General features: G+C 62.7%; 10 protein-coding genes and 1 pseudogene. 2 read left to right on the top strand and 9 right to left on the bottom strand.

Going from position 1 to position 12,788, the window contains the following annotated elements; genetic code table 11:
• Window positions 1-20: 20 nt before the first annotated feature.
• The 6 genes from AX729_RS01790 to AX729_RS01765 form a co-directional block, all read right to left on the bottom strand.
• Window positions 21-452 (bottom strand): DsrE family protein, encoded by a 432-nt coding sequence (locus AX729_RS01790; RefSeq protein WP_061020179.1) that lies wholly within the window; start codon window positions 450-452, stop codon window positions 21-23.
• A 113-nt stretch (window positions 453-565) separates the two neighbouring features.
• Window positions 566-1,531, bottom strand: coding sequence for an MBL fold metallo-hydrolase (locus tag AX729_RS01785; protein ID WP_061020292.1), 966 nt, complete (start codon window positions 1,529-1,531; stop codon window positions 566-568).
• A gap of 93 nt (window positions 1,532-1,624) precedes the next feature.
• Complete coding sequence (locus tag AX729_RS01780) at window positions 1,625-2,449, bottom strand: alpha/beta fold hydrolase (protein WP_061020291.1); 825 nt, start codon at window positions 2,447-2,449, stop codon at window positions 1,625-1,627.
• 16 nt (window positions 2,450-2,465) lie between these two features.
• Window positions 2,466-2,765: a tautomerase family protein gene (locus AX729_RS01775; protein WP_061020178.1), complete on the bottom strand. Its 300-nt coding sequence runs from the start codon at window positions 2,763-2,765 to the stop codon at window positions 2,466-2,468.
• A 37-nt stretch (window positions 2,766-2,802) separates the two neighbouring features.
• Window positions 2,803-3,801, bottom strand: coding sequence for a zinc-dependent alcohol dehydrogenase family protein (locus AX729_RS01770; protein WP_061020177.1), 999 nt, complete (start codon window positions 3,799-3,801; stop codon window positions 2,803-2,805).
• A gap of 153 nt (window positions 3,802-3,954) precedes the next feature.
• Window positions 3,955-6,813 (bottom strand): ATP-binding protein, encoded by a 2,859-nt coding sequence (locus AX729_RS01765; protein WP_061020176.1) that lies wholly within the window; start codon window positions 6,811-6,813, stop codon window positions 3,955-3,957.
• A 291-nt stretch (window positions 6,814-7,104) separates the two neighbouring features.
• Here AX729_RS01765 and AX729_RS40975 point away from each other — a divergent pair.
• Window positions 7,105-7,291: pseudogene (locus AX729_RS40975) on the top strand (acyl-CoA dehydrogenase family protein); the annotation flags it as partial.
• 282 nt (window positions 7,292-7,573) lie between these two features.
• On the opposite strand, the gene AX729_RS01760 reads toward AX729_RS40975, so the two are convergent.
• On the bottom strand, window positions 7,574-8,545 hold the full coding sequence (locus AX729_RS01760) for a Bug family tripartite tricarboxylate transporter substrate binding protein (protein ID WP_061020175.1): 972 nt from the start codon (window positions 8,543-8,545) through the stop codon (window positions 7,574-7,576).
• Between the two features lie 104 nt (window positions 8,546-8,649).
• Between AX729_RS01760 and AX729_RS01755 the strand changes: the two genes are divergently transcribed.
• Window positions 8,650-9,579, top strand: coding sequence for a LysR family transcriptional regulator (locus AX729_RS01755; RefSeq protein ID WP_061020174.1), 930 nt, complete (start codon window positions 8,650-8,652; stop codon window positions 9,577-9,579).
• 47 nt (window positions 9,580-9,626) lie between these two features.
• Here AX729_RS01755 and arsA read toward each other — a convergent pair whose 3' ends face one another.
• Window positions 9,627-11,384 carry an arsenical pump-driving ATPase gene (gene arsA / locus AX729_RS01750; RefSeq protein ID WP_061020173.1) on the bottom strand — a complete coding sequence of 586 codons (1,758 nt, stop codon included), beginning with the start codon at window positions 11,382-11,384 and terminating at the stop codon, window positions 9,627-9,629.
• A gap of 157 nt (window positions 11,385-11,541) precedes the next feature.
• Window positions 11,542-12,729, bottom strand: a complete 1,188-nt coding sequence (locus AX729_RS01745; RefSeq protein WP_061020172.1) for an acetyl-CoA C-acyltransferase — start codon at window positions 12,727-12,729, stop codon at window positions 11,542-11,544.
• Window positions 12,730-12,788 lie beyond the last annotated feature (59 nt).

Raw genomic sequence — 12,788 nt, 5'->3', positions numbered from 1 at the left:
GGTGCCCGATCCGGTTGCACTCATTCGGTAATCTTCACAAAGCCTTCTTGCACGAGCTGGATTGTTCTGGCCATGGCGTCCAGATTGACCTTCACTCCCGCGAGCAAGTCGGCATTCCCCCAACCGTTGACTCTGGCCGTGGCGCCGCAAAGTTCGACCTTCACACCTCGCCTCATGAGATCGGCGATAAGGTCCTTGTATGGATTTCCAGTTGCGATATTGCGCGATGAGTTATACGCGCGGTCATCGAGCGTGACGTGACCGGCATTGGTGTGAAATACGGCGATCACGTTCGATTCCGCGCTCCAGTCGGCGATATCGCCGGCAATTAGCTGGAGATGGAAGATCGACGCCGGCAGATCGCCTTCGAACTGCAGCGCGCCTATGCTGTGGACGGACTTCACCCGTCGAAGCTCGACGGGAAGGTCAATGGTCAGTTTTGCGCTGGACATTTACTCACACCCTGCTGCTTGATTGTTCTGATTTCTGCGGTCGTCGGAAACGATGAACGGGCGCCTTGCGGCGTTGCGGGCCCCACCCGGGGAGCTCTCGCTGTTAGTCAGACCTACACCCCGGTATAAACAAGCTTGGTGAAGAATGCCGGGCTGATGACGAACTGGCCCCACTTGGCGTCGAAAGCCGCCGTCGGCTTTGCCGCGATGGTCTCATCCAGCGAGCGGCCTTGCTGCTTCAGCAAGGCGACGTTGGTGCGAATGGCAATCAGCATCTCGTGGAAGCTCTTGAGGCCGGCCTTGTCGCTGACGGGCTGTCCGTGACCAGGGACCACAATGGTGTTGTCGTTGATCTGCGAAAGCACGGCGCCGACGGCGGCAATCGTCCCGTCGATGCTTCCGCCCGTCGAATAGTCAATGAACGGGTAGATGCCGTTCCAGTAGATGTCGCCGGCGTGGAAAATATTCGGTTCGGCGAACTCGACCGTAATGTCGCCGTCGGTATGCGCGGCAGGAAGGTGCTTCAGGCGGATGGTGGTGTTGCTGAACCTGAGCTCTTTTGTATCCGACATCGTTTCCGTTGGTGCCGCGCCGGGGGGCGAGGCCGGAAAATCGACGTGCCAGTCGTCCACCCTCTGAGCGGACATCAAATGTTTGCGGGTGTTGGCGTGGGCAACAATGGTGGCGCCTTCCGCGCTCAGCCATTCGTTTCCGTTGGCGTGGTCGAAATGCCAGTGCGTGTTGATCAGGTACCTCAAAGGCTCCTTGCCGAGTCCCGCAAGGGCGTCGACGATCCTCGGCCGCGAAGCGCTGATCCCCGCGTCGACCAGTAGCTTGCCCTCAGGCCCGACCAGTGCGGCGATGTTGCCGCCGGACCCTTCCAGGACAGCGATGTTGCCGCGGAGTCGATGCACATTGATGGGAGCCTTTGCCGCCTCGGCGCGAATCATGTCGACGATTCCCTCGCCATAAGCAAACGCCTCTCTGGGTGTCAGCCAGCCGCCTGATGCACCGAGCGTGGTCGCGCCGATGCAGCACAAACAGAAGCCGCGGCGGGAAATTCTGGGTGTCCGGGTCATCGAATGCCTTTCCAGGTGCTCGGCGCACATGCCGACGCACCGATCAAGAAATGAGTTCGCCGCAGGGCGCCGTAGACGATCTAATCCTGGCACCTACGCCTTGATGAAGGCGAGGATGTCCTGATTGACGACCTCCGGATGAGTGCTGCACATGCCGTGTGGGAAGCCCGGATAGACTTTGAGCGTCCCGTTCTTGAGAAGCCTTACCGACAGCAGGGCCGCATCTGCGATCGGCACGATCTGGTCGTCGTCGCCGTGCATCACAAGAACCGGCACGTCGATCTGCTTCAAGTCTTCGGTGAAGTCTGTTTCCGAGAAGACCTTGATGCACTCGTAGTGCGCGTTCGCGCCACCCATCATGCCCTGCCGCCACCAATTCCGGATCAATCCTTGCGATACCTTTGCGCCGCTGCGGTTGAAGCCATAGAAGGGCCCACCGGCCACGTCGAGGTAGAACTGTGCGCGATTGGCCGCGAGCTGGGCCCGCAGATCGTCGAAAGCTTCCAAAGGCGTACCGCCAGGATTTCGATCGGATTTCAGCATCACCGGCGGGATTGCTCCGATGATCACCGCCTTTGCGACCCGTCCTTTGCCATATCGTGCCACATAACGCGTGACCTCGCCGCCGCCGGTGGAATGTCCAACGTGGACTGAATCGTGCAGATCGAGCGCGGCAGCCAGCTCCGCAACGTCGGCGGCGTAGGTATCCATGTCGTTGCCGGCCGCGGTCTGCGACGATCGTCCGTGTCCGCGCCGATCATGCGCGATGACCCGGAAGCCCTTGCTCAGGAAGAAGAGCATCTGGGCATCCCAGTCATCGGCGCTGAGTGGCCAGCCGTGATGGAAGACGATCGGCTGCCCCGAGCCCCAATCCTTGTAAAAGATCTCCGTGCCGTCCCGTGTCGTGATCGTGTTCATGGTCATGTTCCAATTCTCAGCTGCGAACCGGTGCGGCTGCGGCCAGCTCCGTGCGGGTCGTGGGGCGGCCGTCGATGCTCTCGTAAACCGCCTTCGATTTGCCGAGCGTATCCATCAGCGATTTGGGCCCCTCGAAAGGTCTTCCGCCGATATGCCAGCCATCGGTATGCAACTCCTCGATCAAAACCCATACGACCTCACGGAACGCCTCCGATCCTTCGAATTTCACCATCACATCGGTGATGGCGGCGGCCATGGCGTGTTTCTCCTCGGGCGTGAACACGCCGTCGACCAGCTTGATGTTGACGAACGGCATTTCATCCTCATGTTCTGCCTGGGAGATGGATGGTCGGTCAGTCGGCAATGTCGATGACGATCTTGCCGTTCGCGCTGCGGTTCTCGATCAGCCGGTGCGCTTCGGCGGCTGAATCGAGCGTAAATCGGCGCGGATCGAGCAGAGGCTTGATCTGGCCCGCCTCGGCGAGCCGCGTCGCCTCGCGCAGGATCTCGCCATGGTGCGCACGGCCCTGTCCTGTCAGCATCGGCAACAGGGTAAAAACGCCCGAATAGGTTGCCGCGCGAAATGAAAGCGGAGCGAGCGAGTGGGTGCTCCAGCCGAGACAGCTGACGACATGGCCAAAGCGCCGGACCGCATTGAATGATGCGTCTATCGCGGTCCCTCCGACCGTGTCGTAGACGACGTCGAAGCCGCGGCCGCCGGTGTGTTCCTCGACGTAGTCTTCGATGGTCGAGCGGTTGTAATCGATCGCGACGGCGCCGAGCTTTTCGATGAGGTCTTGTTTCGTAGCTCTATCGGATGCGTACACCTTCGCGCCAAAGGCTCGCGCGATCTGGATGACCATCTGGCCGACGCCGCCCGCCCCGTGGATCAGCAGCTTCTGGCGCGCCTGGATCTGGGCTCGGTCGACGAGCCCCTCCCACGCGGTGATGAAAATGAGGGGAAGTGCCGCGGCCTCGCGCATGCTGAGATTGGCCGGCTTCGGCGCAAGCAGGTCTGCGTCCACATTGGCAAAGGTCGCGAGGGAGCCCTGCAGGCCTCCCACGCCACCCGTCAGTCCGTACACGTCATCTCCGGGTGAGAATGCCGTGACATTGGGGCCGACAGCCTCGACAGTGCCGGCCAGATCGAGTCCGAGAATGGCGGGGAACGGATGCTTCGCATGCGGCGCGTTGCCGCCGCGGATCTTGAGGTCGAGAGGATTGACGCCGCTCGCTTTGATCTGGACGAGGACCTCGCCAGGACCGGGTGAGGGCCGCACAATCGTGGTGCGAATGAATGGCCCATTGCTGTCGCGAACCACGAGGGCGTCGATCGAATTGCTTGCGACCATTGCCTGCCTGCATCTTCTTGAGGCGCTCGCCCGAGGCAAGCGCCGGTGCAGCCGACCATGCGCGCTGCAAAGGCCTTGCGGCCAGTGAAACGTTGTGAATTCTCGTGGGACGTGTGAGCGCACGTGAGGGCCACGGGCGGAGCGGACAAAACCCTAAGACACCTCGGCCAAAAGAATGCCTGCGGAGCGCAGGTCGGCCGTCTCGAAGCCTTCGTGAAATTTCCCGAGGGTCGTTGCCAGCACGTCGCGCGCGCGCATGTCACTGCCGTCAGCGCGGAGCAGGCAAGCCAGACTCGTGGCCGCCCGTAACTCCCATGACAGGGCCCCTTGTCGTTGCGCCCAATCGATCGATTGCAGGAAGCAGCGCTCGGCGCCGGCGAAGTCCGCGGCATCGCGACGTAGCAATATCTCCCCTTTCACGCGCAGGAGCTCGGCCACGTACCAGAGCTCTTCTTTCTGCCTGCTGCGGTCGAGTCCCCTCTCGACTGTCGCGAGCGCCTCTGAAACCCGCCCTGCCGAGGCCAATCCTTCCGCAAGAATGCACAGGAAAGCGGTGCTGTAGTGAACGAGCATGCTGCCTTGCTGCAGTTGATCGAGTGTCCGGGAAAGCAGCTCCGCTCCGGCGCCGGCATCGCCCTGCCTTATGAGGAGAACAGCTTTCCAGCATCGTGCGAAAACCTCCCACTGGGCGAGTGCATGGGTTGACGCAAGATCGAGCAAATCATCGATGGAGTTTCTTGCTGCCGTGAGGTCGCCTGTCAGCAGGGCGATGGGACATGGTCCTCGCGCCAACGCATCGCACAGGGATATCGCGTGACCGGTGACACGGGCTTCGTCGACGCCCTCGCGTGCCACGCGGGTGGCCTGGTCGGAGAAGCCCTGGAGCCAGAGCAGCTGCGCCAACAACACTCGCGACGCCACGACCTGATCGAACCTGAAACGGGGGGCGCCTTCTGGCGCCGCGCGGCGCGGCAGCGGCCTCGCGAGAAAGCGGTCGACGTGACGCCGCGAGCCGGCGATGTCTCCCACGCAGAACAGCGGCACAGCGATCAATCGATTGCCGTTGGGGAGATCGATGCCGCTTTCCGAGATCTTGAAGAAGCGCTGCCCTGTTTGCAGCGCCGCGCGGTATTCTCCCGATCCGATCTGGCAGAACCACAAGCCCCAGAGCGCTTGCAGCTGCTCCTCGATGTCTTCGAGGCTCTCTGCAATCTCCAATGCCTTTTCCCAGGCGACAGAAGCTTGCGGTGCAAGGCCGATGGTGAAAATCCGTGCCAGTCCGAGTGCCATGTAGAGTCGCATCACTTCGCGCGCTTGGGCGTCCCGTCCCGGCCCCGGAGCGATGGTTGCCAGCGCACGCTGAACGCCGTCGCGGCATTCGTCGACCGATGACAGTTGGAACCAAAGCGGTATCGCGGCCACCGTGAGCGGTATTCTGACGGACTGGTCGCCCGCAGGTGAAAAGGCCCAATCGAGCGCGGTCCGCACATCATTGACGTGTCGGCCATGCCGGTCGAGCCACTCAGACCCCGTTAGCGGCTCGATCTCTCTCAGCGCTTCATTCAGTGTCGCGCACAGGTACCGCGCGAGCCGAGACATCGCGACGTCGAACTCGCGGGCTTCAGACAGCTTGGCTAGCGCATAGGCACGCGTCGTATCGAGCAGGCGATAACGAGCGACCCTGCCATGAGCCACCGCGACGAGCGATTTCGCGACCAAGTTCGCCAGAGTTTCGGTGACTTCCGCATTTGCGGTTTCAGCCTCGCTTGCAACCGCGCTGGCTCCTTCGAACGTGAATTCTCCGACGAATACGGCCAGCCGACGCAGCATCACCCGTTCGTCTGCCGAGAGCGATTCGTAACTCCAATCGAGCGTGGCGCCCAGCGTCTGGTGCCGGGGCAGGGCCGTCCGTCGGCCACCCGTCAGAAATCGAAAGCGGTCGTCGAGGTGCTCTGCGATGCCCCGCGTGCCGAACGCGTCGACCCGACCAGCCGCCAGTTCGATTGCCAACGCAATGCCGTCGAGTTGGCGACAAATATCCGCAACGATTGGCGCATCGCCGTCGTTCAGCTCAAATCCGTTGCTGCTTGACGCTGCGCGTTCGACGAACAGCTGGACGGCAGGAAAATTCAGCGCGTGGGCAGCCGTCAGGCCAGCCGATATCGGCGGTGTTTCCAATGATGGCAGTTGATAGACGCTTTCGCCTTCTGCGCGCAGCGCCTCGCGACTCGTTGCCAGAATTCGAACGTTCGGCGCCTCCTTCAACAAGGCTTCGGCAAAAGTGGCGGCAGCCCCGACCACTCGCTCGCAGCTGTCGAATATGAGCAACATGGTCTTGTCTCGGAGGAATCCGATGACACGGGGAAGCGGGTCTTCGGAGATGTTTGCAAGCTTGAGCGTCGAGGCCAGGACGCTCGCGAGCAGTTGAGGGTCGACCAAGGGTCCGAGGTCTAGAAAGCCGACACCGTCGCTGTAAGAGGCCTCCAGTTGTTCAGCGACTGCCAGGCCTAACGTCGTTTTTCCGATGCCACCGGGGCCGACGATCGTGACCAGGCGATAACGCGCCAACCGTTCTTTGACAGTCTCGATGGCTGCTTCGCGCCCAATCGGAGGTGTAAGCTGTCTTGGCAGGTTGCTCCTGCGATCCTGACCCGCGAGGGCGTGCTTGCTGTCGTCCTCGGGGTGCGCAACCGGGGCGGTAAACCGATAGCCGCGGCCCGCCACCGCGGAAATATACCTGGCGCTTCCCTCGCCATCACCAAGCGCTTTCCGCAGCAGCGCGACCTGAGCCCTGAGATTCGACTCATCGACGACGGTGTGGGGCCACACCTGCGCGACCAGTTCGTCTTTCGTGAGCAGTTCTCCGGCGCGGTCGGTCAAGGCGATCAGCAGGCCCAGAGCGCGGCTTCCGACGCGTACCGGCGTGTCACCCTTCAACAACAGGTGGCGGTTCGGAAGCAGCTTGAAAGGACCGAAGGTGATGGTCCGGTCGTTTTGCGACGCTTCAACCATTCCGGGGCAATTCCAGGCGAACTCGCTTTCCAATTATTTCGTTGACGGAGCGCACAAAGGTCGAACGCGACATTTTGGGATTGATAGCTGCGCGGCTTGCGAAGAGCCGAGGCTTGCGTCTGGCCTGCCCGCATGTCCGTCATCGGCATGATCACATCATGCCCCTGTTTCGTCCGACGAGTCAAAATCAATTCGTAGAAGCAGCAGGTCGTCGTGCCCGCCAAGCCATTGAAAAACCTCAACCCGCCTACTGTGTTTGGGGTGTTTTCGGTTTCTTGTCTGAGCGCCCCCGCCATAGTCCTGGTGCCGAGGAACACGCCCCGCGTGCGCATCGTCCGTGACATGCTCACCTACGGCATGGCGACGCGCCGGTCGGCCACTCCGAGATCATCGACGAGAATGTACGCGTGCCCGCGCCGAACATCCTGCTCGCGAAGGCCGCTGCTTCGAGATCGCGCAAAACAGGCTAGGGCCCGGTCCGGCTCTCACCGCTGCTTCCAAGAAGTGGTTGATCTTCCAGGACGACTGAGGCTCACGGGCAGAAGGCCATGATATCTTCACCGACAACCAAGGCGCTATCGTAGTCCTGCCGGGTTGCGTCAATGAGCTCTTGTATGGTCGGGGGGCGTTGATCCCATCGTCGATCAGCACCCGCCACGGACCGGCTTGGATCAGGGTCGCAGGCCCAAATCTGAGCGGGTCGGGCGACGGCATGCCGCTGCCCAGCAGCGTCGCATTGAATGGCGTGTCCATGACGGTCCTATTGCTCCGGCCTGAAGCCGGATGCCTTGATCGGCGCGGCCCAGCGTTCGACGTCCTCGCGCTGGATGCGGGCAAATTCCTCGGGCGATGTGCCGGTCGGCTTCAGTCCGATTTGCGCAATGCGCGCCTTGACGTCTTCGTCCTGGACGATTGTCGCGATCGCGCCGCTCAGCTTCGATACCGTCGCGGCCGGCGTTCCGGCAGGTGCGAAGAAGCCCCACCAGCCGCCGCCTTCGATAGCGTATCCACTTTCCCGGAAGGTCGGAATGTCGGGCAGGAACGTCGATCGCTGCGCGCCGGAGGTGGCCAGCACGCGTATCCGACCGCTCTTGTGCAACTCCGTCAGTTCATTGGTGGACAGGAAGACGATGGGGATCCGGCTGCCCATCAGGTCGGTGAGGGCCACCGTGCCACCCTTGTAGGCGATATGCTGCAGCGGCACGCCGGCGGCCTTCGCGAACATCAATCCGAAGAAATGGGGAAGCGTGCCTGCGCCGGGTGTGCCGAAGTTCGCCTTGTCCGGGTTCGCCTTCAGCCAGGCGATCAGCTCGGGAAGGTTGCCGGCGGGAATCTTCGGATCGATGCAGATGCCGAACTCGAAAGTGGCGATCTGTGAAACCGGCGCGAAGTCCTTGACCGGATCGTAGTCGAGCGCCGGGTAGACGCTTTGATACACGGCCATCGGAGCGATCGGAGTGGCGAGCAGCGTGTTGCCGTCCGGCTCGGCCGTCTTGACCGCCTGGACGCCGAGGCGGCCGGCCGCGCCCGCACGTGGCTCGACGATCACGGGGCGCTCCAGCGCCACGCCCAGTCGTTCGGCAATCAGGCGGGTCAGGGTGTCGCCGGAGCCTCCGCCTGGAAACGGGTAGATGATGCGAAGAGGGGCGGTGCGCGTCTGCGCTGCAAGAGGCGGCGCCAACGTCAGCATCGCGAAGCCGGCGACCGCAAGGACGATTCGGGTGAACCGCATGTTGGCCTCCTGTTCAGTTGCGGCTCCAGCTTCGCCCGGTTCGGGGTATACCGGGAAGCTCGATTGTCGGATATGGATATCCGGAAACCGAATAGGAGGACCGGATGGATGATCTCCGCCTGCGGCGGTTGAAGCTCCGCGATCTCCACGTTCTGGACGCCGTCGCCGAAGCGGGAAGCATGGCGAAGGCCGCGCCGCGGCTCGGCATGTCGCAGCCGGCCGTGTCCCGCGTCGTTGCCGAGTTGGAACATCTGCTTGGCGTTCCCCTGTTCGACCGGACCGCGACCGGCGTGGAGTTGACGAGGTTCGGCGAGGCGATGCGTCGACGCACCGCCACCGTTGCCGATGAGCTCAAGCAGGGCCTCGGCGAGCTGACTTTCCTGGTCGACCCGACGCAGGGCGAGATACGTATCGGCACGACGGAGCCCATGACGGCGCTGACGGCCACGATCGTCCAAGGCATCTCGGACGTGTATCCCAGGATCAAATTCGTCATCAGCGCGAACGATACGCTGGCGCTGCATGAAAGGTTGCGCCACCGGGAGATCGACATTGCGGTGACGCGCATGGCCGCAGACTTCGACCGCTACGAGGATCTGGTCGGCGAGGCCTTGTTCGAGGACGAGCTTGCGGTGATCGCGGGAAAGCAGAATCCGCTGGTGCGGCGCAGGCGTCTCACCCTCGGGAACCTCATGAACGAGAAATGGCTGCTTGGCCCGCCCGCAATGTCCTTCCTGCGTCCTTTCATCGAGGAAGCCTTTCGCACTGAAGGGTTGGATGTGCCGGCGGCGACGGTGACCTGCGGCTCATATGCGATGCAGATCAATCTGCTTGCGGCCGGTCCCTTCCTGGCAATCCTGCCGAGGGCTACGCTTCGCTACCCGGGGCCACATCCGACATTGGCTCCGCTTCGCTTGCGAATGCCGACGACGCGCCGGCCAGTCGGCCTGGTGCGGCTGAAGCACCGCCATGTCAGTCCAACCGTCAGCCTGTTCTGCTGGGCTGCGCGTGAAGCCGCCGCGAAAATGCGATGAGCCGGCGATGGAGGATTTGAGGATTGTACGACGCCGTCGGACAACGCTCATGACAGACTACGCAGCTCTTCCACGCCGATTGGCGGCTTTACTCGCCACCCGACGATGAAAGCTCGTTTTGCGAGCCCGTTCCGAACGCGAGCGATCTGCGTGCGCTCCCTATCGAGCCGAAGCCGCAGCAGGGGATCGCGAGTGCCCGAGACGGCGAGGCTCTTGTTGATGACCCAGCCGTATGGTTCGACGCCGGCACGCCGCAAGTCATCCTGAAGGGAAGCGGCCTCGGAAACCGGCGTCGTCTCCGGCAGCGCCACGAGGATGATCTTCGTGTGGGTCGGATCCTGCAGCCTCATCAACGGGGTAACGATACGTCCTGCAGCGGTCGGTGCAATCTGGCTCGTCATCTGGCGGTGATAGGCGCCGGTCGCGTCCAGCAGCAGGAGCGTGTGGCCTGTCGGGGCCGTATCGAGCACCACGAAAGCGCTCCGGGCCTCCGCAACAATGCGTGAGAAGGCATGGAACACGGCGACCTCTTCCGTGCATGGAGAAGCGAGGTCTTCGAGCAGCAGAGCCTTGGCCTGCTCGTCCAGGTCCCGGCCCCGGCTCGCCAGTATCTTTGCGACATAGCGCTCCGTTTCAACCCGGGGATCGATCCGATCGACGGTCAGACCGGGCATGACGCCATCGACGACGAAGCTGACGTGAGCTGCGGGATCGGTCGTGCTGAGATGAACGGCATGACCTCGCTTGGCCAATCCCGCGGCGATGGCCGCGGCGATCGTCGTCTTTCCGACGCCCCCCTTACCCATGACCATGATGAGGCCATGCTTGTCCTGCGCGATGTCATCGACCAGCCGATTCAGGCCCGGAAGGTCGAGCGGTGCGGTACCGGGCTCGGCAGCTACCAGCGATGGCTGATTGGTGGGCGATAAAAGTGCCCGCAGAGCCACGAGGCCGACGATGTCGAACCCGAGCAGAGGAATTTCGTCGCGCTGCAGTTTCGTGAGCGATGCCGGCATTGCGGCCAGGGCCTCGTCCTGATCGCGCTCGAGAGCAACTGCAACGACATCGGTCTTGTCCGTGGCATGGAAGCGCCCATTCACCACGAGAAGCTGGTTCGAGAGATTGAGCGCGTCAAGTTCGGCCGCCGTTCTGGCCGCCTCTCGGATCGCACCCCGGTCTGCGCGGGTGACCAGAATGATGGTGGTCTGCCTGGAATCGCCCAAGGCTCGGAGCGCCTTGCGAAAGCGGTCCTCCTGCATCTTCAGACCTGAATGCGGCCCCAGGCAGGATGCCCCCCGATCGTTGTCCTTGAGAAAGCCGGTCCATGCCTTTGGCAGGCTCAGGAGCCGCAACGTGTGACCTGTCGGGGCGGTGTCGAATATGATGTGATCGAACGCCGCGATATCGCCGTCCAGCAGTCCCACGAACTCGTCAAAGGCAGCTATTTCGGTGGTGCAGGCGCCGGAGAGCTGCTCGCGCACAGTCGATCGCTCGTCAGGGGTAACTTCCGGTCCGAGCTGTTCGAGCACTTTACCGCGATAATTATCGGCCGCAGCCTCGGGATCGATGTTCATCGCCGAAAGTCCGGGCGCGTTTGGCACCGGGGTAGGGCGATCGGTCAAAGAGACCTCGAGCATCTCGTCGAGGTTCGACGCAGGGTCGGTGCTGACGATCAGGACACGCAGTCCGCGGTCGGCGAGGCTAACGGCCGTAGCGCACGCAAGAGAGGTCTTGCCGACTCCGCCCTTGCCAGTGAAGAACAGAAATCGAGTTGGGGCGGCCAGCGCGCGAAAGTGGGGCAACATAGGGTGTCCTGCGGTCACAGAGGTCACGCGGCATTTGCCGATCGGTCCAGATGCCGCGCAAGCATCGCGTTGGAGGTCATTCATCAGCCTGACGCTTCTGGCGTGCCGGAGATCGGCACACGCCCAGGCAGCTCATGCCTTTTCCTCGAAGGCAGGCTCAATTCATCGATTCAAGCGCAAGCGCGATCCCTTGGCCGCCGCCGATGCAGAGAGTGACGACGCCCTTCTTGATGCCGTCCCGTTTCATCGAATGCAGCAATCGAGTGGTCAGCACCGCGCCGGTGGCTCCAATCGGGTGACCATGCGCGATCGCACCGCCTTCCACATTGACGATGCTTGCGTCGAGACCCAGGTCCTTCGCAACCGCAATTGCGATCGCCGCGAAGGCTTCGTTGATCTCGATGCGCTGGACATCCGATACCTTCCAGCCCGCCCGTTCGAGTGCCTGCTTGACTGCCGGCACCGGCCCCAACCCGAACATGCCTGGTTCGACGGCGCCTATCCCGTAGGCGACCAGACGCGCCATCGGCAGCAGGCCCTTCTTGTCGGCCCAGGCGCGATCGGCCACGATCATCGCCGACGCGCCGGTATTGAGCCCGGGCGCGTTGCCGGCCGTAATGGTGCCGTCTTTACGGAAGGCCGGCTTCAGCTTGCCGAGGCTTTCCATCGTGGTATCGGGCCGGTTGTGCTCATCCTTGTCGAAAGGAGTTGGACCCTTGCGGGAGGCAATTTCGACTGCAGCGATTTCCGCGGCGAACTTGCCGGCAGCCTGAGCCGCGGAGAATCGCTTTTGCGAGCGTTCGGCCCAACGGTCTTGCTCTTCGCGGGTGATCTGGTGCGAGGCTGCGAGATCCTCGGTATGCCATCCGGAATGTTGCCCGGAGAAGGCGTCATTCAGACCGTCCATCAGCATCGCATCGAAGATCTTCGCATCGCCCATGCGATAGCCCCAGCGCCCGGAACCCATGAGATACGGCGCACGGTCCATGTTCTCCATCCCGCCGGCAACCGCGCTGTCGACGAACCCGAGCATCACCTCCTGGGCAGCACTGGCGATCGCCTGCGCACCCGAGCCACAGACCCGGTTGACCGTCAGTGCCGGAACAGCGACGGGAACGCCGCCATTGATGGCCGCTTGCCGGGCCGGATTCATCTTGTTGCCGGCCTGGATCACGTTGCCCATGACGACAGTGCCGACATCGCCGGGCGACAGCTTCGCGCGCTCCAGCGTCGCACGGATCGCCACGGCGCCGAGATCGACAGCCGGCAAATCCTTCAGCGTGCCGCCATACGTGCCGACGGCGGTGCGCACGGGCGAACAGATCACGACTTCCTTGTTGGCCATTGGTCATCTCTCGCTTGGCTGCATCGCTCTGCGACGGGATATCTTGCGCAATGTATGAA

The organism is Bradyrhizobium sp. CCH5-F6 (assembly GCF_001556045.1).
Classification (GTDB): Bacteria; Pseudomonadota; Alphaproteobacteria; order Rhizobiales; family Xanthobacteraceae; genus Bradyrhizobium.
Note: the sequence above shows the minus strand (reverse complement) of the source record. Positions and strands in the feature narration are given on the sequence as shown.